The following is an 18,723-nucleotide window of genomic DNA, read 5'->3' on the forward strand; positions in this document are numbered from 1 at the left end:
TTACATTTTTCGATAAATTTTCTCCTGCGGGTCGATCACTTCGAAGGCTTCGCGCTGCAAGTTGCGATGAATGCCTTCCTTGCGTCCCAGTCCGAGGAAGCCGGAAGCGACAAGACTGTCTTTAAACAGCTGAATAACTCTTTGATGCATAATTTCATTAAAATAGATCAACACATTCCGGCATATAATGATGTGAAATTCGTTAAACGAATGGTCTGTCGCCAAATTATGTTGCGAGAATACGATATTTTCGGATAAAAAAGGGTGAAACGCCACCTGATTTCCCTTCACCTTATAATATTCGGAAAACGCCTCCTCTCCCCCGGATTGCAAATAGTTTTTCGTGTACAACTGCATCTTCTGCAGCGGAAACGAGCCGCTTTCCGCCTGTTCCAGCACTCTATGATTCATATCCGTTCCATAAATGGTGCACCGGTCGTAAAGCCCTTCCTCGTACAGCAAAATCGCCATCGAGTACACTTCTTCCCCTGTTGAGCAGCCGGCATGCCATATGCGTATCGCCGGCAAGTTTTGCAGCAACGGGACCACCTTCCGGCGTATCGCCAAGAAGAAGGAAGGATCGCGGAACATCTCCGTTACATTGATGGAAAAATCGGAAAACAATCGCTCCATCGTCCCCGGATCATGCAAAACCGCCTCTTGCAAGGCGGAGATGCTTCGCAGCCTCTCCGCCCTAATTCTATGCCAAATTCGGCGGCGAATCGAGGAATACGAATAATTGCGAAAATCATGTCCGTAATGGCGATAAATTCCTTCAAGCAGCAAACAGATTTCGATTTCCTCCAATAAACCTTTCTCTTCTTCGTATTGATGCAGCATCTGATGTCAACTCCTAACGATGAAGCCAGACTCTTAGCAAGGATAGCAGCTGCTCGTATTGAACCGGCTTGCTGATATAATCGTTGGCCCCCGCTTCTATGCATTTTTCCCGATCGTTCTTCATCGCTTTGGCCGTCAAGGCGATAATCGGCAAATCGCGGTACGGGGCGTCGGATCCGCGAATCGCCTTCATGGCCTCGTACCCGTCCATCTTCGGCATCATAATATCCATCAGGACCAGGTCGATCTCGGGATAACGTTCCAACTGCTCCAGCCCTTCTTGCCCGTTCTCCGCGAAGAGAACCCGCACGCCCAAATTTTCCAAGGCGCCGGTTAATGCGAATATGTTCCGCATATCGTCATCCACCACGAGAACGGTTCGTCCTTGAAGCTCTTCCGCATACTCGTAAGCATCTTCTTCCATCCGCGGAAACCAGTCTGTCGACACCGCGCTTTCCGCATACGCTTGTTCCGGAAATTGCGCGCCGCCGATCGTCTTGATCGGCATAATCAGGGTGAACGTGCTTCCTTGTCCTTCCTCGCTGTCCAAATCGATTCTTCCCCCCAGCAGATTGGCAATCTCCTTGCAAATGGACAGCCCTAATCCGGTGCCCCCGTATTTGCGGCTCGTCGTACCGTCCGCCTGGCGGAACGCTTCGAATACCATTTCCTGCTGCTCTTTGGCTATGCCGATGCCCGTATCGGACACCGAAACCGCCAAATGGCTTCCGGATCTCTCCGGTTCGGCGTCCTGCGGCGCGCTTTCCGGTGGGGCAAGCCGGAAGGAGAGAACGACGCTCCCCGCTTCCGTAAATTTGAAGGCGTTGGCGAGCAAATTCGTAACGATTTGCTGCAGCTTTTGCCTGTCCGTGTATATGGACAGAGAACCGGTATTGTCATGCAGTTCGACTCGAAACTCCAGCCCTTTTTGCATCGCGGCAGGCATAAACTGGCTGCGCGCGATATCGCCGATTTCCTGCAACGAGACAATTTCCGGAACGAGCTCCATTTTGCCCGATTCGATCTTCGACAGGTCTAGAATTTCGCTGATTAAATTCAGCAAATCGGTACCCGAAGCGTGAATGGTCCGCAAATATTCCAACTGCTTCGGAAACAGATTCCCTTCCTTATTGTCCTTCAACAATTGCGTCAGCAGCAGCAAACTGTTTAACGGCGTCCTCAGTTCATGGGAGACATTCGCCAGAAATTCGGACTTATAGCGGGACCCGAGCAGAACTTGCCGATTCTTCTCCTCCAATTCATGCTTGATCCCTTCCAATTCTTTGTTCTTGCGGTCGGTATCCTTATACTGTTCCTCCAACTGCTCGTTCAACGTCCTCAACTCTTCCTGCTGCAGCTGCAACTCTTCCGATTGCGCCTGCAGCTCTTCCGTAAACGTTTGCGATTCGCCCAGCAATTTTTGAATTTGCATATAGGAGAAAGCGCCGTTCATTGCCATGCCCAAAACCATCATCACTTCTTCGAGCGCTCTCAATTTCGCCTCGTCAAACGGTCGGAACGAAGCCATCTCCAAAACGCCGACCGCCTTGTCCTCGAACGGAATCGGGAGGAGAATCACATGGGAAGGCGCGGCCGTTCCGAGACCGGAGCGGATCGGAATGAAGTGCTGCGGCACCTCGTTCAATACAATCGGTTTGTTCTCCTTGGCGCATTGGCCGACAAGACTTTGCCCCGGGGCGAATTGCTTCTCTCCCGGAGGATCCCCGTCCACCGCATAGGACGCCGCCTTCCACAGCTTCTTCGGTCCGTCCAGCGGGCCTTCGTGCACATATACTACGCCGTATCCGGCATCCATCATCGCGGCAACCTTGTTGACGAACAGTTCCGCCAGTCTCTGCACATCCTGCACGCCTTGAAACAGAGCGGAGAATTCCCCTACCATGGATTGATGCCAATGCTGCTCTTCCAGCGTCTTCTGATATTGCCTCACATTCGCCGTATGCAGTTCCAAAGAGCTGGCCATTTGATTAAATGCGGCGGCGATGCTGCCGATTTCATCGTCGGAGGTCACTTCAATCCGCGGCAAACGGCTTGTATCGTTGAACGATACCAGATTCATTCCGGTACTGATCTTCCTTAAGCTCTTCGTTACGCTCCGCAGCACCCAGCCCGCAATCAATACGGCAACGAGGAAAATAAAGACGATCAACCCGATGAATGCGTTCCGCAACAGTTCATATTCCTTGTGCGAGGAAGCGAGCACGTCTCCCATATCCCTTTCGTACATTCCGTTAAATCCTCGAATGACATCGAACAGCTCCGCTCTTTTCGTTTCCGTTTCCATATAGAATAAGTCCAACGCGGCCTCGCGTTTCCCTTTTTCCATCAAATCAACAAGCTTGTCCAAACTTTTAAGATAGTCGGTATAAAGCGTATCGAATCGGGCTTGGAAATCGGTTCGTTCTTGCGAAGGTTTCAAAGTCTGCAGCGCGCTCCAATCTTCCGAGATTTTCTCCCGGCTGCTCGCGATCGCTTGCAAATGTTCTTTATATCTTTCTTCGTCCTGCTCCAATAATAAAGCGTTCATGACGCGACCGATGTTGTTGATTTCACCGCGGATCGAAGTCGCTCGTTTCACGCCCGCATAATTCTCGGTGACAATTTGCTGTATGCCGGATTGAAGCCGCTCCAACCCTTGAAGTCCTATGTAAGACATGACGAGAATAAGCGCCAGCACGGCTCCGTATCCTACATAGAGCTTCGTTTTGAATTTCATACGATTACCCTCCAAACTTCACATGATTATCTGCCGGTCACCGGATCGAAGGCGTGCCTGTGGGCTGGTTTCCAAATTAGTTTTCGACAAACGCCCAGCATTTCCCTGCAATTTGAGGCAACAAAACGCTCTCGTCGCAAATGGAACTTGACAATCAATAGACAATATTAAATAATATCTATGATATAATAAACGTTTCAAGGATGTGTTTGTCTTGGATAATTCTGAACGTTTTTGGAACGCCTCTGTCGAACAATTGAAACGAGGCTACGTTCAAGAAGGGGAGTACTATATTTGCCTGCTATGCGGCCAATCGTTCGAGAAGGGAATCATATATCCGGATGGAGAGAGCGGCATTTTATACGAAGCGGAAAAATTCGCGCGCGTTCACATAGAACGGGTGCACGGTTCGGTATTCGAACACTTGATCGGACTGGATAAAAAAATGACCGGGCTGACGGAGCATCAAAACCGTCTGCTTCAACTATTCTACCAAGGAAAGAACGACGCAGAGATCCAGCGCGAGCTCGGCATCGGCAGCGCTTCGACGATCCGCAACCACCGCTTCGCGTTAAAGGAGAAGGAACGCCAGGCCAAAGTGCTGCTCACCGTCATGGAGCTGTTGAAGGAGAAGGACAGCCATGCGCCGTCTTTCGTCAACGTTCACGTTACCGCCAAATGGGTCGACGACCGTTATAATTTGACCCGGGCCGAGAACGAGAAAATATTGAATCAATATTTTCCGGACGGCAAAGACGGCCCTTTGAAGAAATTCCCGCTCAAGGAAAAACAGAGATTGGCGGTCGTCCGGCACATCGCCGCGCGTTTTCCCGGCGGACACATCTATACCGAGAAGGAAGTGAACGGCATATTGCAGGAAATTTACGACGATTACGCGATTTTGCGCAGATATTTGATTGAATACGGATTTATGGACCGCAAGCCGGACGGCAGCGAGTACTGGCTGAAAGCGGAATCTGCAAGATAGGAGCATGAACAATGGATCGCAAAAAAGAACTGCAGAGGCAGTATAAGGAAATGAAAACGGAAGCCGGCGTATACCAAATTCGAAATACGGCAAACCAAAAAATATGGGTCGAAAGCACGCCGAACTTGAGAACGCTGAACGGAAAATTATTTATGCTGAAAACAGGCGGATTTCCGAACAAAGCGTTGCAGGAAGACTGGAAACAATTCGGAGAGGAGTCTTTTGTCATAGAAATATTGGAAACGTTGAAGAAGAAGGAAGACGGCTATTTCGATTTGAAATACGAGTTGGAGAAATTGGAGCAGAAATGGTTGGATCAATTGCAGCCGTACGGTGAACGGGGGTATAACAAGCCGAAAGCCGAACGGTAGAATTCGCCCCCCTTGTCGTGAGAGCAAGGGGGGCGTTTCGCGTTCACGCGTTTAGTTGATAAAACCGGCTTTGCTCAAGAGACGCTTCAGCATAACGGCCGATTGCGCGCGCGTGGCGCTCTTGTCCGGGCCGAGCTCCGAATTCGCCATGCCTTGGATGAGCCCGGCTTCGATCGCTCCGGCGATCTCGGCTTTCGCCCATCCGATTCGGCCAGCGTCCTTATACCGGCCCAATAGATCGGCCTGCTGCGCCGCGGGTATTTCCGCAGCGACGCCGATGTAGGATAGCGCGCGGACCGTCATTGCGGCCAATTCTTCGCGCGTAATCGTTTGATCGGGCCGGAAAGTTCCGTCCGCATAGCCGTTGACGAGGCCCGCGGCGGCGGCCGCGCTCACGACTTCGGCGTACCAGGCGGCCGCGGCCACGTCCCGGAAGTCCGTTGCGGCGGAGCCGTCCGGCTCCAGGCTTAGCGCGCGAACCAGCAGCGCCGCAAATTCGGCACGGGTAATGCTGCGGTCCGCGTCGAAGCGGCTGCCGCCCCTGCCTTCCGCGACAAGCTTATTGGCCAGCATTTCCACATCTTGGCGCGCCCAATGCCGCGCCATGTCCGCGAAGCTCTTGTCATGTTCCACGATCATATAAATGCCGTTTCCTTGATGTTTCAGCGTTGCTATTGTTTGGCCGTTGCTCACGGCGAATACGGTCGGCACGAATCGGATTTGCTGCGTTGCCGGATCGTAGAGCACTCCCGTCGCCTTGCCCGGATCTACGATGCCGTCGATGACGATCGTGCGGGATACGTAAGTGGAACCGAAAGCGACCGGCACCGCCTTCCCGGCTTGGTTGACCGCTTCTACTTGCAGCTTGTACGCATCCCCGATGCGCGTTCCGCCCGCTTTCTCCGCCGCGGCCCGGGCGGCGGCGTCTTCGCTTCCCGTCAACACGCCGAACGTAAGGCGGATTGTTAGTTGCTCCGCCTCTTCATTCAAGCGGCGCTCCAAGTCTTCCCATTTCAGAACGGAGAGCGGCAATACATACGAACCGTTGTCGCCTTTCATGACGAGCGTGCGTCCGTCCTTGCGGCTTCCTTCCAGCAATCCCGCCGCAGGCAGTTCCAGCCGTTCTCCGGAGAACGTCACTTCGACGTTGGGGGAGGCTTGCAGCGATTCTTTTAGCTCTGAAGCATCCACCTTGCCGTCTTTGGCTGCGATCGCTCCCGCCGGTTGAGCTCCGGTATCGCCGGAACCGCCGTTCGTGCCGGAATCGGGAGCTTTATCGTTCCCGGATTGGGGATGGGAGCCCGTTCCGCCCGAATTGCCGTTGTTTCCGCCGTTATTACCGCCGTTTCCTCCCCCGTTATTGCCTCCGTCGCTTCCTTGGCCTTTCACTTGAATCGCAATCGGCTGGGTATAAATGTCGTACGGATGGTCGCCATCGATATAAGCCGTATATCTTAGCAGCGCGTATGCCGTTCCCGGTTTCTTGGCGATCACTTCGCCGCCCTTCGTGTCAATCGCATTGTGGCCGTCCACGACAACGATTTCCGGTACGACCGTCGTTCGATCTCCTTTATAGGATTCGACGACAGCAGACAAGGCGACCTTATCGTTGACTTTCAGTTCCACTTTCTCTTGCTCCGGCCTGATCGCAATCGCCCAGTCCGACGCCCAATACGCATAATCGGTCGTAATGCCCCAAGCGCCCAACTCGAAGAAACGGATGAAATCGGCTTTATTATTGAACGTCCAAGGCGAGATCAAAATTCCGCGATGTTTTGCCGCTTCCATGAAGTTTTTGCCCAGCCCGCCGTAGCTTGTATTAAACGTCGCATTGAGCGGCTGAATCAGCTTCAACGTTTCCCGCAACGATTTGTTCACATTGGATTCGTTGGCGTATCCGCCGGCCAATATGCCTGACGGCATTTCCGGCATCAATTCGGCCAGCCGTCTCAGTTGGTTTGCGTCAAAGGACATCGCATTGATCGCATCCTCCGCGCCTTTCTCGCGAATGACTTTCACAAAAGCGTCGACCGCCTCGGGCGTGTTCGTTTTAATTTCCGCGAACACCATTTTTCCTTTTTCCAAAGCGAGATCGATCTGTTCGTCCAAGGTCGGAATCGGCTCGAACGGGTATCCTTCCGGAAACGGCTTATTGGCGTTCAGCTTCTTCAGTTCCGCGAGCGTATAATCCTCCACTCTCCCCGTACCGTTGGTCGTGCCGTCCAACGTCGCATCGTGGACGATGACCAAATGGCCGTCTTTGGAGAGAAACATATCGTTCTCGATAAAATCGGCCCCCGCTTCCAACCCGAGCCTGTTGCTGACGATCGTATTCTCGGGCGCTACGGACGGCATTCCCCGATGGCCGATAATGTATGGCTTGCGAACGAGCGTCGTCTGATTCGCGTATACCCGCAATGCCGCGAAGGCCGTGTCGGGGGAGCCGGTGACGATGCCGTTCGCGCCGGCCGTAATGAGGCGGTGTTTGGACAGCTCGCTGTTCGCCTGACTCGCGTCTTCTTTCACCCATACGGCAATCAGGCGCTGCTGAAGATGGGCAACCTGATCGGCGGAGGCGGCGCTTTGCGGCAAGAGCGCGATTTTCGACAGGCTGGCATTCGTCTTTCTGCGAATATCAAGCAAGTCGTTCCGGCTCAGTTCGCCCCGGATGGAACCGGTGAAATCTACGATGCCGCGAATGATCGGGTAAGCGGTTCTCGCCCGATGGACGAGATCGACGTCCGCAGACATCACAAACGCATCTTCCAAGCCGTTATCGTCGAGAAAGGCCGTCAACCGGTCGACGGTTTGCTCGTCTTTCACGTAGAAAGCCGGAATCATCCGCGCGGCAATAATGTCCAGCGCCTCTTCGAGGCTGCCGATTTCCTTCCGTCCGGCCGGATCGGTCACGTTCAAAGCTTCGTTCACATGCAGAACGACGGTTGCCGGCAGAACCGTGCCGTTCAAGTCCGACAATTCCTTCAAGCTGCCTATCTCCTTCACAACCGTGGGCGCCATCGAAATTTTCGTTTCCGGCTCCGTCACTTGCACGAACCGGTCGGCTTTCATCGGCGGCAAAGGATCTTGCCGCAGCGAGACGCGAATGTTATCCACCTTCATTTTGCTGCCGTCGGCCTGCAAACCGATTCTTCCCTTCGCGTAGGCGCTCGCCATATCCGTATCGACAATCAAGCGGCCGTCGATAAACTCCTGCACCCGGTTTTCGTAGGCAATGACCGTATAGCGGTACATTTTGCCGGCATCGATCCGCTCGGTGTGCGAGCCTCGATCCATTACGTTCCATTGGTTGGAAGGGGTGCGTTCCGCAAATTCCACGCCGTTGGCCGCGGTGGCGTTTTGGCGGACGGCCATTTGGTAATAGGGATAATTATCGTTCTGGACCCTATACATGATCGAATGCCATCTGGACGCGTCGTTCGCCGCCAGATGCGTTACATCCGCTTCGATTTGATAATTGCCGAATTGCCCTAAATAAGCCGGCAGCAGTACTCTTGACGGGTTGTCGGGAGCGGCGGCCGCGTTCATCTCGAATGCGCCGGATTTCACGCCGGCGGCTCCGGCCGTACTGCCCTGAATTCTGGTCCAGCCTTCCGGCAGCGTGCCTTCCTGCACTTGATCGAAGTTCTCTTCGTAGAGCACATACTCGGCATCTTCCGGATCTTTCGCAACGATCAGCAGATGGACGGAAGCATCGTCCTTACGCGCTTGAACCGGATACACGCCTTTGCGCATAACGAGGAGTTCGCCGTTCTCCACCCGCACGTCGGCACTGTCCGAAGCCCATTCGAAATCGCCTCCCAGCATGACGCCGGACGTAAAATCGCTCTTCTCCACCTCGAACGAGACGGCATTCAGATCGATCGCTTCCCCGGATTGGGCCAATACATACCCTTCTTCATGCTTGATCGCGATCACTTTCGCTCCGGACGCGGAAGGAGTGACGGCGATTTGGCGCGACGACGACGCATTGGAATAGACGGCCGTTACGGTCGCCGTTCCCGGTTTCAGCGGATAGATGCGGCCATCGACGATTTTGAAGACGCTCTCGTCCGAAGAATACAGCTTGATCCGGCCGGCATCCGCCGGTTCGGTAAGCCCGTCCGAATAATAGACGCTTCCCGTGACGCTGATCGGACCGGTCAAAGCCTCGACCGAATCAGGCATCGCGAGATCGAGCCGCTCGGCTGTAATTCTCGTCACTTTCAAATTGTCGAACGATACGGTGCTTTGATCCGCCTGAAATCCGATTTTCCCTCTTTCCAGCAAATCGGCGTTTAAGCTTCGATCCACCAACAGCGTAAATTCTTCATCGTCCCGTTTTTTAATATATTCCTTCACATTGTTGCCGACGACCCTTACTTTCATCGTGTAGTCCGAGCCCAAGGCAAGCGGCTGCGACCACGTTCCGCTGACAGGCACCGACCAAGCGCCGTCCGGTTTGCGGTACGCGATCTCGTAGGCCCCGTTCTGGCGTACGGCCATCTGATTGTAAGGAGGCTTGCCGTTCGAAGCGGCTCTGAAGATAAGCGATGCCCATCTTGCGCCGTTGAGCACCTTCTCGAACCTCACATCCGCTTCAATCGTATAATCGTCCCATTGCACGGGCGCGAATATTCTGCTCTGCTTGCCCGCCGCATTTCCGTCGAACGTCATCATGCCGTTGCCGTACGTATCCTGCACGACGGAGAAGGGAGGGCTGCCGGCAGCGGTATCCGACAACCAGCCGTAAGGGATTTCCCCCGGTTGAATCCCGTCGAAGTTGTCTTCCAGCAAGATAGGGTCGACTTGACCCGATACCGGATTCCCGTCGATTAAATGGATCATTCCATAGCCCGCCGTGTTGTTCCAGAAACTAGTCTCGTTATAAGCGCTCCAATAGCTCGACCTTTGCTCGGCGGAGGCCGTTCCGTACCGGTCCGTCGCGCCGATCTCCATACCGAACCGCTTGTCCGTTGCGGGATCGAACCGAAGCATATCCCAAGGCACGGCCGCCTCCAACGACCATCCGTCGCCGGTGGTGCGAATCGCACGCAAAATCTTCTTCTCGTCCTTGCCGGTATGATTGTTCAGCGCCGCGCCGAAATGAAATTCCGGCGTGGTCGTTCCCGGTTGATAGACGAACCCCAACTGCATGTCGTCTTCGGCGAACGGAGCGGACTGGTGCAGCGTCGGATCGAAGAACAGGTTGATGTTGTCTTGATCGAACCAGTACCCCGAGCCGTTATGGATGAGCGTATCGTCCTTCACTTCCACCCCGATATAAAGGTATTTGTAATCCCATAGCAGCCCGAATCGGGCGTCCTGGAAATTTCCCTCGCCCAATCTCGCGTTCAGCGGCTGGTCCATCGTCCAGAGCGATTCGTCCAAGCTTCCGTCAATGACAGGAGGGGTTGCCGTTTGGCGCACCTCCATCGTTTTTCGGTCCGTCTCCGCGGCATCAGCCTCCGCTTGCGAACCCAACCAGATTGACTCCAACGTTCCCCACAACAAAGATACGACGATCCAAACAGCCAAATACTTGGAACGGCTTTTCACTTGTCCTCAATCCCTTCCCTATTCATAGAGTTTGACAACCGCAGATTGCTACTGCCTCCTTTCTTTAACCCGATGAAGCTGCAGGCTATTTTCAGGGAAAATAAAAAACCCTTCATCCGCCGGATGAGGGCAGCGCTCGCACGCTCCGCATCCATTGCATAAAGGGCTTTCTCCTTGACTCACACCCGTCGATATTCGGCTGTCCATGCCAGGTCCTGCCATTCTACTCTATCAATCGTATGTTAAGGGTACATCAAACATGCGTAAATTATTTGTAAATTGCGCGATCCGCAGGGAAGACAAGACCGATTTGCCGTCTGGCCTCGTCCATAATGTCCATCGTCGCTAAGGAGTTGGCGTAACTGTTCGTTGCCGATTCCAGACGCCCGCTTTTCAGCACATCGATAAACTCTTGCAGTTCGTAATACATGCTTTCTTTCGTTTGGGGTTTCGTAACATCCTCAACGCTTCCGTCGCGGTAACGAATTTCGACTTTCCGGGATTGGTTGATGCGATCGACGACCATCGTTCCGTTTTCCCCTTGAATTTCGGTTGGAAGATAGGAGTTGGATATTTTCGAATGCATGATGGCCGCTTCCATTCCCTCGTATGCCAGGAGAAGGCTACCTTGCCCGTCCACGCCCGAATCGAGCATCGTCCCTTCCGCTTGAATCCGGTTCGGACTCCCGAACAGCACGACCAGCGGATAGATGCAGTACACGCCGAGATCCATTAAGGAGCCGTTCGAGAAGGCGGGATTAAAGGCATTCAGAATCGTGCCTTGCTTATAAGCGTCGTAGCGCGAAGAATATTGGCAATAGCTTGCAAAATAGCGGCGAACCGGCCCGATCTTGGGCAAGTGTTCGCGGATGCTTTGAAAATTCGGAAGCAGCGTCGATTTCAAAGCTTCCATTAATAATACACCATGATTTCTGGCGGCGTCTACCATTTTTTGCAACTCATGTCTATTTGATGCAGCCGGCTTCTCGCATAAAACATGCTTGCCATGACTCATGCAAAGAATCGCCTGCTCCGCATGCAAAGAATTCGGGCTGGCGATATAAACGGCATCCAGTTCGGAGCTTGCCGCCATGCTCTCCAAATCGGTAAACCGATGCGGGATGTCGAATTTCGCCGCGAATTCCTTCGCTTTCTCTTCCGTCCGGGAGTAGACCGCCGTCAAAGCAAAGTCCTCCGACTGACGCGCCGCCTGAATGAAATTTTCCGTGATCCAGTTCGTTCCGATAATGCCAAATCGTATCATAGTGATCTCCCCTTTGTTCATGTGCCTACCTACTATATTAATTGATATGGCAAGTTTCGCAAGTAAGAGAACTGGGAGTAGCGGAATGATAGGGAGGTTGTTGGCGGCGGATTGGCGCCGATGCCGCCAAGCGGTTGGCGGGCGATCGGTTGGCGGGCGGATGATTGATGAGCTATTGTTATGGGGCGGTCGGTTGGCGGGCGATGATATTGTAACTCCGTTTCATTCGCGTTTCGCATCATACGTAACTTCAGCACGCTCTATGGCATCACATGGCAGCGGTCTGACCGCTTTGGACAGTTCCGGCGGTCAGGTCCATTGGATATTATCCAATGTTTTTTCTATTGGAGGTGGAATATGCGGCCGTTCATTGGATTTCATCCAATAGAATCAGGCGAAAACGCGTGAAACGGCGAAAAATGGGCGAATCTATTGGATGTTTTCCAATAGAACCCCGGTATGAGCTCCAAATCTGCCACTCTCGTTGTACATTTTCCAATGGCGCATCATAATGACTTCGCGAGCGGTCGTTCCGTTCCAGAACGTTCCGGCCGGAATAATACGCGTTTCGACATATCTCAACGATTCGTAACGTCAGTTCCCCGGTTTTCGGCGGAACGGCATTGTCCGTTCTTGGTCGTCCTCACGCCTATTGCCTATCCCCAATTGATGAAGCAAGGCAAATGTGGTATAATCCAAAAGTATAAGCGGTTTAACTTTAATCCAATTCGCCGGAAAGGAGGAGATCTGCGGCTATAGTCAATGGGCTAAAATTTGAACCGCACTGCATACATATTGACCTCATTTTTATTGCCCTCATCCCTGTCAAGCCTGCGAGAATTCATCCTCAACATCTCGAATCTGCTAATCGTCTTTACGGTACTCACCATTCGAATCCGCTAATCGTCTTTACGATACTCACCATCTGGAATGTTCCGTTTCTTTCCCGCTTTATTTGATCGGCATCATGTTGTTATTGTGGCTGATCAACGCTTTCACATTTCCGATTGTTAAGGAGTTGAACGCAGTATGAACGATTTCAGATTAATACGAGGATCTATCATGCGAAGATTTGCTGTTGCCATGGCAATGATTGTTTTTCTAACGACATGTTACGCAGGAACGGGCTTTGCCGAACAAGGCGATCAGGCGGTTGTTGCCAATACCTCGCTACAGGCGGAAGATCAACCGGAAAGCACCGAGAATCAATCTGCGGAGATAGAATTATCCCAAGAGGCTCTTAGGCCCGATCAGAAAGTCATGAACATGATCGACGCGCTGAACGTAACGACTCTCGCCGATCGCGAATCGGTTGTATTGGCGAGACAATACTACAATAAACTGAACACGCCGCAAAAAGAGCTAGTAACGAATTTGCACTTGCTGGAAAAAGCAGAGGCCCAGATTTTGAAATTGTGGATCGATAGCGCAGAGATCGCCTCCCCTGTCGACGAGGGCCTGCTAGGCGTGCTTACCGATACATACGACGGATTGAACGACAAGCAAAAAAGCGTTGTTGCCAACGTGTACAAACTTGACCAGCTTCAAACGAAGCTTGATGAGTTAAGGGTCGTCAAAGAAGATAACTATAAAAAAGCGAAGCAGGCGCAAGCGGTTATCGAGCGGATGCAAGTATTAAAGCTATCCGACAAGCCTGCGGCGATCAAAGCCAGAGCGGCCTACGACGCGCTGACCGACGACCAGAAAGCGGTCGTCACCAATTACGGCCTGTTGAAGGAAGCGGAGAACAAGATTGCCGCCTGGGAAGGCAAACCGCTGCCGCATAAAGCGCCGGACAATATCGTCTATGCCGGCACGCGCTCCTCCGATTACGGCGTGAGCGGCCGGTGGCTGGGAACCGCCGACTGGCAGCATATTACCGATCAGATGGCCGGTTACTTCCCCGGCGCGCAGCCGACTTATATCTGGATTATCGGCAGATTGGACGAAGATGCGGGGATCGGCGGCACGAAACTCGAGTTTGAACAGCCCAATGACGGCGTCGATTACTCCGCCCTTAATATAAGCTTCGCTCCGCCTGCCAAGGAAGGCCATCTGTCTCACGAAGAGTATTTGAATTACTTCGACGAACACGGCATCAAGGTGTTCCTGCAAGTCGAATCCGGCTTTGCGGACATGAAAACGTTGATGGACTTGATTTTCGCCAAATATGGGCATCACGAGAGCGTCATTGGTTTTGGCGTTGACGTCGAGTGGTATTACGGCGTCTCCGAGGATGCAGGATTGCCGATTACCGACGCGTTAGCGAAGGATTGGGACGAACATTTGAAGTCGATTCATCCTACCTATCGTATGTTTTTGAAACATTACAACATACGCTGGCTGCCGCCGACATACCGCAGCGATATTCTGTTCGTCAACGACAGCCAGAGCATCGGCAGCATCGACGGAGAAGTGCCGGGGATGTATGACGATACGATGGGATTCATTCCCGAATTTAAGGTGTTTGCCGATTTTTTCTACCCCAATGATGTGTTGTACCAGATCGGTTACCGTAAGGACGCTATGTGGTACTATCCGCTGGACAAACCGGTTATCAAAAGTCTGAGCGAGCGATTGGCCGAAGCAACCCGGCAAAAAGCCGGCATTACTTGGGTAGACTTTACCGTCAAAGATCCGCTGACCTTCCCGGCATTGTTCAAGTCGGACCAAGAAGCCGCCGACGCGGTCAACACCTTGGTGGGATACCTGAGAAGCACGGGCAGCAATATGGTGGGCAAACGTTTTGCCGCCAATGGGGCGACCCTGACGGATGCCATGTATGTAGCGCGTCTGCGCGAAGTAGTGAACTCCCTTACCGAGGCACAGCGCGCATTATTGAATGAAAGCTATCTTGCAAATCTTATCAATCTCGAGCCAAAAGCGATCGACATCCGCATCGCTCATCTGGATACCGGCAACCTGCAAATCAAGGATAAAGGCAAAGCGGCCGGCATTCGAGCCGCCTACTCGGCACTTACTGCGGAACAAAAGGCGCAGGTAACCAATCTTCAGAAGCTCGTTGCTGCGGAGAACGTCTTGGCGTCCCTCAAAGAAGGTATCGGGAACTCCGGCGGCGGGTCATCCGGCGGGGGTTCGTCTAGCGGAGGTTCGTCCGGAGGCGGCAAAGCGGATGACGGCAAGTCAGGCGGAGATAACGGGGAAAATCCGGACAATCATGCAAATCAAGGCGGCAATCCCCGGGATCATGGCAGTACGGCCGGACAACAAAGCGGCTCATCCGACATAGAACTGACGGATATTGCCGGGCATTGGGCGCAAGCGTCGATCCGGGAAGCCGTAAACCTCGGAATTGTCAACGGATATGAAGACGGCACGTTCCGGCCGAACGGTCTGGTGACGCGCAGCGAATTTACGGCGATGTTGGCACGCGCGCTGCAATGGAAGGTAGAAGACAGCGGCTTAACGTTCGCCGACCGCGACCGAATTCCCGCATGGGCGTTGCCTTTCGTACGGCAAGCGGTAGAAGCGGGCATCATTATCGGGTATGAGGACAACACCTTCCGTCCGGCCCGCAAGATTGCCCGCATGGAAGCGGCCGTCATGATCGTGCGTTCGTTAGGCCTCAAGGCCGAATCGAAAACAGCGCTGCCCTATGCCGATGCCGATCTGATTCCGGCGTGGGCCGGTCCGTATGCGGCGGCGGCTCACGAAGCAGGTCTGATCCATGGCAGAGAAAACGGCCTTTTCGCGCCACAAGCGGACACCACCAGAGCGGAAGCCGTATCATTGATTCTAGCGATGTTGAGAAAGCATGAGAACTAGCAATCCGTGTATCGTCTGACGAAAGGCTCCTCCGCCGGGGAGTCTTCTTCTCTTTCGGGGGCCCTTGAATTTATGGTATTATTTTGGGTGAACACCGAGCTTCAAAACGATAAAGGAGTTTTCACTCATGAGTTCTAGTCCAAATATATCAACATCGTTCGCGCAGCGTGAAAAGGAAGGGCGCATCCTTATAATGACCTCGGTCGAAGCCGAGAGAGCAGCGGTAATGCGCGGACTCCAAGGCGACGGCAGGTTCGACGTCCTATTATCCGGCGTAGGGGCGGCCGTCGCCGCGGCAAGAACGGCGAAGGCGCTCGGCGCATCCGCCGGCGCGGACGGAAAGCCCGGTTACGGCTTGGTCGTCAACGCCGGAATCGCGGGCGGCTATGCCGGCCAAGCGAAGATCGGCGACATCGTGTTGGCCAGCCTCATCATTGCCGCCGATTTGGGCGCGGAGTCGCCGGAAAGATTCTTAAGCGTGGACGAGCTTGGATTCGGCTCGGCGCGCCTTCCCGTCGATGACGGCCTGGCGGGCCGCATCGTCGCCTCGTTGCAGCAAGCCGGGCTTCCCGTAAGAAGCGGACCGATTCTTACGGTCTCGACAACGACGGGCACCGCGGCAACGGCCGCGGAACTTGCGGCGCGCGTCCCCGGCGCGACAGCCGAAGCGATGGAGGGATATGGCGTAGCCGCCGCGGCCCTCGAATTCGGTCTCCCCATATTGGAGCTACGCGCCGTCTCCAATGCGGTCGGACCTCGCGACCGTTCGGCCTGGCGCATCAAAGAAGCGCTAAATGCGCTCGAAGCGGCAAGCTCTATTTTACCGGAGGTGTTATCATCATGAATATTGCTTTTTCCCCTTGTCCGAACGATACATTCGTATTTCACGCATGGGTGCACGGGCTCCTCCCCGGCGCGCCCAATCTTGACGTTACTTACGCCGATATCGATATTACGAACGGCCTGGCCGCAAGCGGCAACGGGCCGGAAGTGCTGAAGATCTCCTATGCGGCTTTGCCGTGGGTGCTGTCCGAGTACGCGCTGCTGCCGTGCGGCGGAGCTTTGGGGCGGGGCTGCGGGCCGCTGGTGCTGACCAAGAACAGCGCCGCAGACTCCCAGGACCCCTCCGTATTGTCCGGCCGCAGCGTCGCCGTTCCGAGCGAACGGTCGACCGCTTACTTGCTGTTCCGCCTATGGGCGGCGCAGAACGTGCCCGGCGGAGTCGGCAACATTGTCGTCATGCCGTTCCACGAAATTATGCCGGCGGTTCGCGACGGCGCGATCGACGCCGGACTGGTCATCCATGAAGCGCGCTTCACCTATCCGACATACGGGCTTTCCATGCTGACCGACTTGGGCAATTGGTGGGAAAGCGACACCGGATTGCCGATTCCCCTCGGCGCGATCGTTGCCCGCCGCTCGCTCGATTTGCAAGCGATCGCCGGCTGGACCCGCGCTTCGGTCGAATACGCATGGGCGCATCCGGAAGCGTCGCGCGAATACGTGTTAAGCCACGCTCAGGAGATGTCCCATGAGGTGGCGCAAGCTCATATCGGCCTGTATGTGAACGAATTTACGGCCGATTTGGGCGATGACGGCTATGCCGCGGTCGCCGCCTTGCTCGGCAGAGCCGCGCAAGAAGGGCTTGTGCCCGAAGTCGATTTGGCGTTATTGCGATAACGTCCGATACCGGCGCATCACATGCAACACTAGAGCATTAGGCTCGTGGTAATCCACGGGCCTTTGTTTATTCCGCCATTCGGTTGGTTAATCGTTTGAGTTTTTAAACATTTATGTATATAATGTATGTAAAATAACGAAGTGACGAATTCGCAAGTCGGTTCGCCAATTCAAGAATGGAGGAATGAGCATGAAATTAAAGGAAATTACGATTCAAACGTTTTGCCTGGATGCGATGAAAACCTTTTACTGCGAGCGCCTAGGGCTGCCTGCCAATGCAGATCGCCAAACTTCCTTTACGATCCGGATTGGAGAATCGGTTCTGACGTTTCAGGAGCATGCGGATGCCGATGCCGGTGCGGAGAACCCTTATTATCATCTTGCTTTTACCGTTCCGACCAATAAGCTTGCGGAGGCGAAGCAATGGCTCAGAGAGCGGGGAATCGATTTGCTGAAAGACGATCAAGGCCATGACGAATTTCATTTCCATTCTTGGAATGCGACCTCCGTTTATTTCGACGATCCGAACGGCAACATCATCGAATTCATTGCTCATCATACGTTTCATAATGCCGCGAACGAACCTTTCGAAGCGAAACATCTGCTTCGAATTAGTGAAATCGGCCTGCCCGTCGACCAAGTCTCCGAGGCGCTCGGTACGATAACCGATACATTCGCCCTCGAGCTTTGGAAGGGCGACGGGAAACAATTCGCCGCGATCGGCGATGCCGAAGGACTATTCATCGTCGTCGATAAACAAAGGCCCTGGTTTCCGGAAGGAAAGATGCCGGTCGTTGCAGCCGCCAAAATCGCCGTGCAAAGCGGCAAGTCCGGTTCGCTTCAACTTCAGGAAGGCCGCTACGAACTGATCAACGAATCGTAGAGCGTACACCGCCCCGTCGAAGAATCCCAGAAGGCCCCTCTGCAAGCGAATTACACGCCTGTAAAGGGGCCTTAACGATGCAAAATATGTATAGGAAAGCACCTTACCGCATTATTGCAGCTACAACCCTTTCTCAATAAAGTTTGCCGAAACCGGCTTCTTCCCGATTTCCCGCGACCATACCGACAATTGCCCGATATGGTGGATTTCATGGGCGATGATATGGCGCATGACTTCCCCCCAACGGTAGGTTGCCTCGCTTCCGTCCGCTCTCCGATCGTGAAATAGCCTTTGCTCCATGCTCTCGTCCCAAGAGGCCAGGAATTGCTCCACTTCCGGCCGGAATGCCGTCTCCAATTGGCGGACCCGTTCCAGGCTCCGATATTCGTCGAAATTTTCCTGAAAATCGTCTTTCCCTTGCAAAACGCGAATCCAACTCCACTCCACATCGACGATATGGAAGAGGGTATGCAAAATCCCCCCTACCCCGCCTGTGCGGACGCGAAGCAGTTCTTCCTCCGGGACGTCCTCGCACCACCGGTACCATTCTTCCCGAACTTGCCAATTATACCGAAAAAATAATAGAATAACGATCCCTCCGTTTTTTATTCCATCATA

11 protein-coding genes are annotated in these 18,723 nt (G+C 53.7%); 6 read left to right on the top strand and 5 right to left on the bottom strand.

All coding sequences use genetic code 11. The features are described from left to right. Positions 1 to 840: a CheR family methyltransferase gene (locus KQI79_RS20495; protein ID WP_216540167.1), complete on the bottom strand. Its 840-nt coding sequence runs from the start codon at positions 838 to 840 to the stop codon at positions 1 to 3. Positions 841 to 853: 13 nt separating this feature from the next. Next, a complete protein-coding gene (locus tag KQI79_RS20500; protein ID WP_216540168.1) occupies positions 854 to 3,577 on the bottom strand; it encodes a response regulator in 2,724 nt (907 codons plus the stop codon). Positions 3,578 to 3,791: 214 nt separating this feature from the next. On the opposite strand from KQI79_RS20500, the gene KQI79_RS20505 reads away from it, so the two are divergent. Beyond that, positions 3,792 to 4,565 carry a DUF2087 domain-containing protein gene (locus KQI79_RS20505; RefSeq protein WP_216540169.1) on the top strand — a complete coding sequence of 258 codons (774 nt, stop codon included), beginning with the start codon at positions 3,792 to 3,794 and terminating at the stop codon, positions 4,563 to 4,565. Positions 4,566 to 4,576: 11 nt separating this feature from the next. Continuing rightward, positions 4,577 to 4,936 (top strand): GIY-YIG nuclease family protein, encoded by a 360-nt coding sequence (locus KQI79_RS20510; protein ID WP_216540170.1) that lies wholly within the window; start codon positions 4,577 to 4,579, stop codon positions 4,934 to 4,936. A 51-nt stretch (positions 4,937 to 4,987) separates the two neighbouring features. On the opposite strand, the gene KQI79_RS20515 is transcribed toward KQI79_RS20510, so the two are convergent. Together KQI79_RS20515 and KQI79_RS20520 are read right to left on the bottom strand one after the other, a co-directional pair. After that, positions 4,988 to 10,492, bottom strand: a complete 5,505-nt coding sequence (locus tag KQI79_RS20515; RefSeq protein ID WP_367398218.1) for a glycerophosphodiester phosphodiesterase family protein — start codon at positions 10,490 to 10,492, stop codon at positions 4,988 to 4,990. A 268-nt stretch (positions 10,493 to 10,760) separates the two neighbouring features. Next, positions 10,761 to 11,756 carry a Gfo/Idh/MocA family protein gene (locus KQI79_RS20520; RefSeq protein WP_216540171.1) on the bottom strand — a complete coding sequence of 332 codons (996 nt, stop codon included), beginning with the start codon at positions 11,754 to 11,756 and terminating at the stop codon, positions 10,761 to 10,763. Between the two features lie 1,062 nt (positions 11,757 to 12,818). Between KQI79_RS20520 and KQI79_RS20525 the strand changes: the two genes are divergently transcribed. From KQI79_RS20525 to KQI79_RS20540, 4 genes are all read left to right on the top strand, one after another. Next, the gene (locus KQI79_RS20525; RefSeq protein WP_216540172.1) at positions 12,819 to 15,542 is read left to right on the top strand and encodes an S-layer homology domain-containing protein; all 2,724 of its coding nucleotides are present in this window, start codon (positions 12,819 to 12,821) and stop codon (positions 15,540 to 15,542) included. A 127-nt stretch (positions 15,543 to 15,669) separates the two neighbouring features. Next, positions 15,670 to 16,386: a futalosine hydrolase gene (locus KQI79_RS20530; RefSeq protein WP_216540173.1), complete on the top strand. Its 717-nt coding sequence runs from the start codon at positions 15,670 to 15,672 to the stop codon at positions 16,384 to 16,386. Continuing rightward, on the top strand, positions 16,383 to 17,222 hold the full coding sequence (locus tag KQI79_RS20535; RefSeq protein WP_216540174.1) for a 1,4-dihydroxy-6-naphtoate synthase: 840 nt from the start codon (positions 16,383 to 16,385) through the stop codon (positions 17,220 to 17,222). The genes KQI79_RS20530 and KQI79_RS20535 overlap by 4 nt, the downstream gene beginning before the upstream one ends. 190 nt (positions 17,223 to 17,412) lie before the next feature. Then, positions 17,413 to 18,105: a VOC family protein gene (locus tag KQI79_RS20540; RefSeq protein WP_216540175.1), complete on the top strand. Its 693-nt coding sequence runs from the start codon at positions 17,413 to 17,415 to the stop codon at positions 18,103 to 18,105. A gap of 120 nt (positions 18,106 to 18,225) precedes the next feature. Here the strand turns inward: KQI79_RS20540 and KQI79_RS20545 are convergent, their stop codons facing one another. Then, positions 18,226 to 18,714: a DinB family protein gene (locus KQI79_RS20545; RefSeq protein WP_483311403.1), complete on the bottom strand. Its 489-nt coding sequence runs from the start codon at positions 18,712 to 18,714 to the stop codon at positions 18,226 to 18,228. Between the last annotated feature and the right edge of the window lie 9 nt (positions 18,715 to 18,723).

Origin of the sequence: Paenibacillus sp. MSJ-34, assembly GCF_018918005.1 — a bacterium.
Lineage (GTDB): Bacteria > Bacillota > Bacilli > Paenibacillales > Paenibacillaceae > MSJ-34.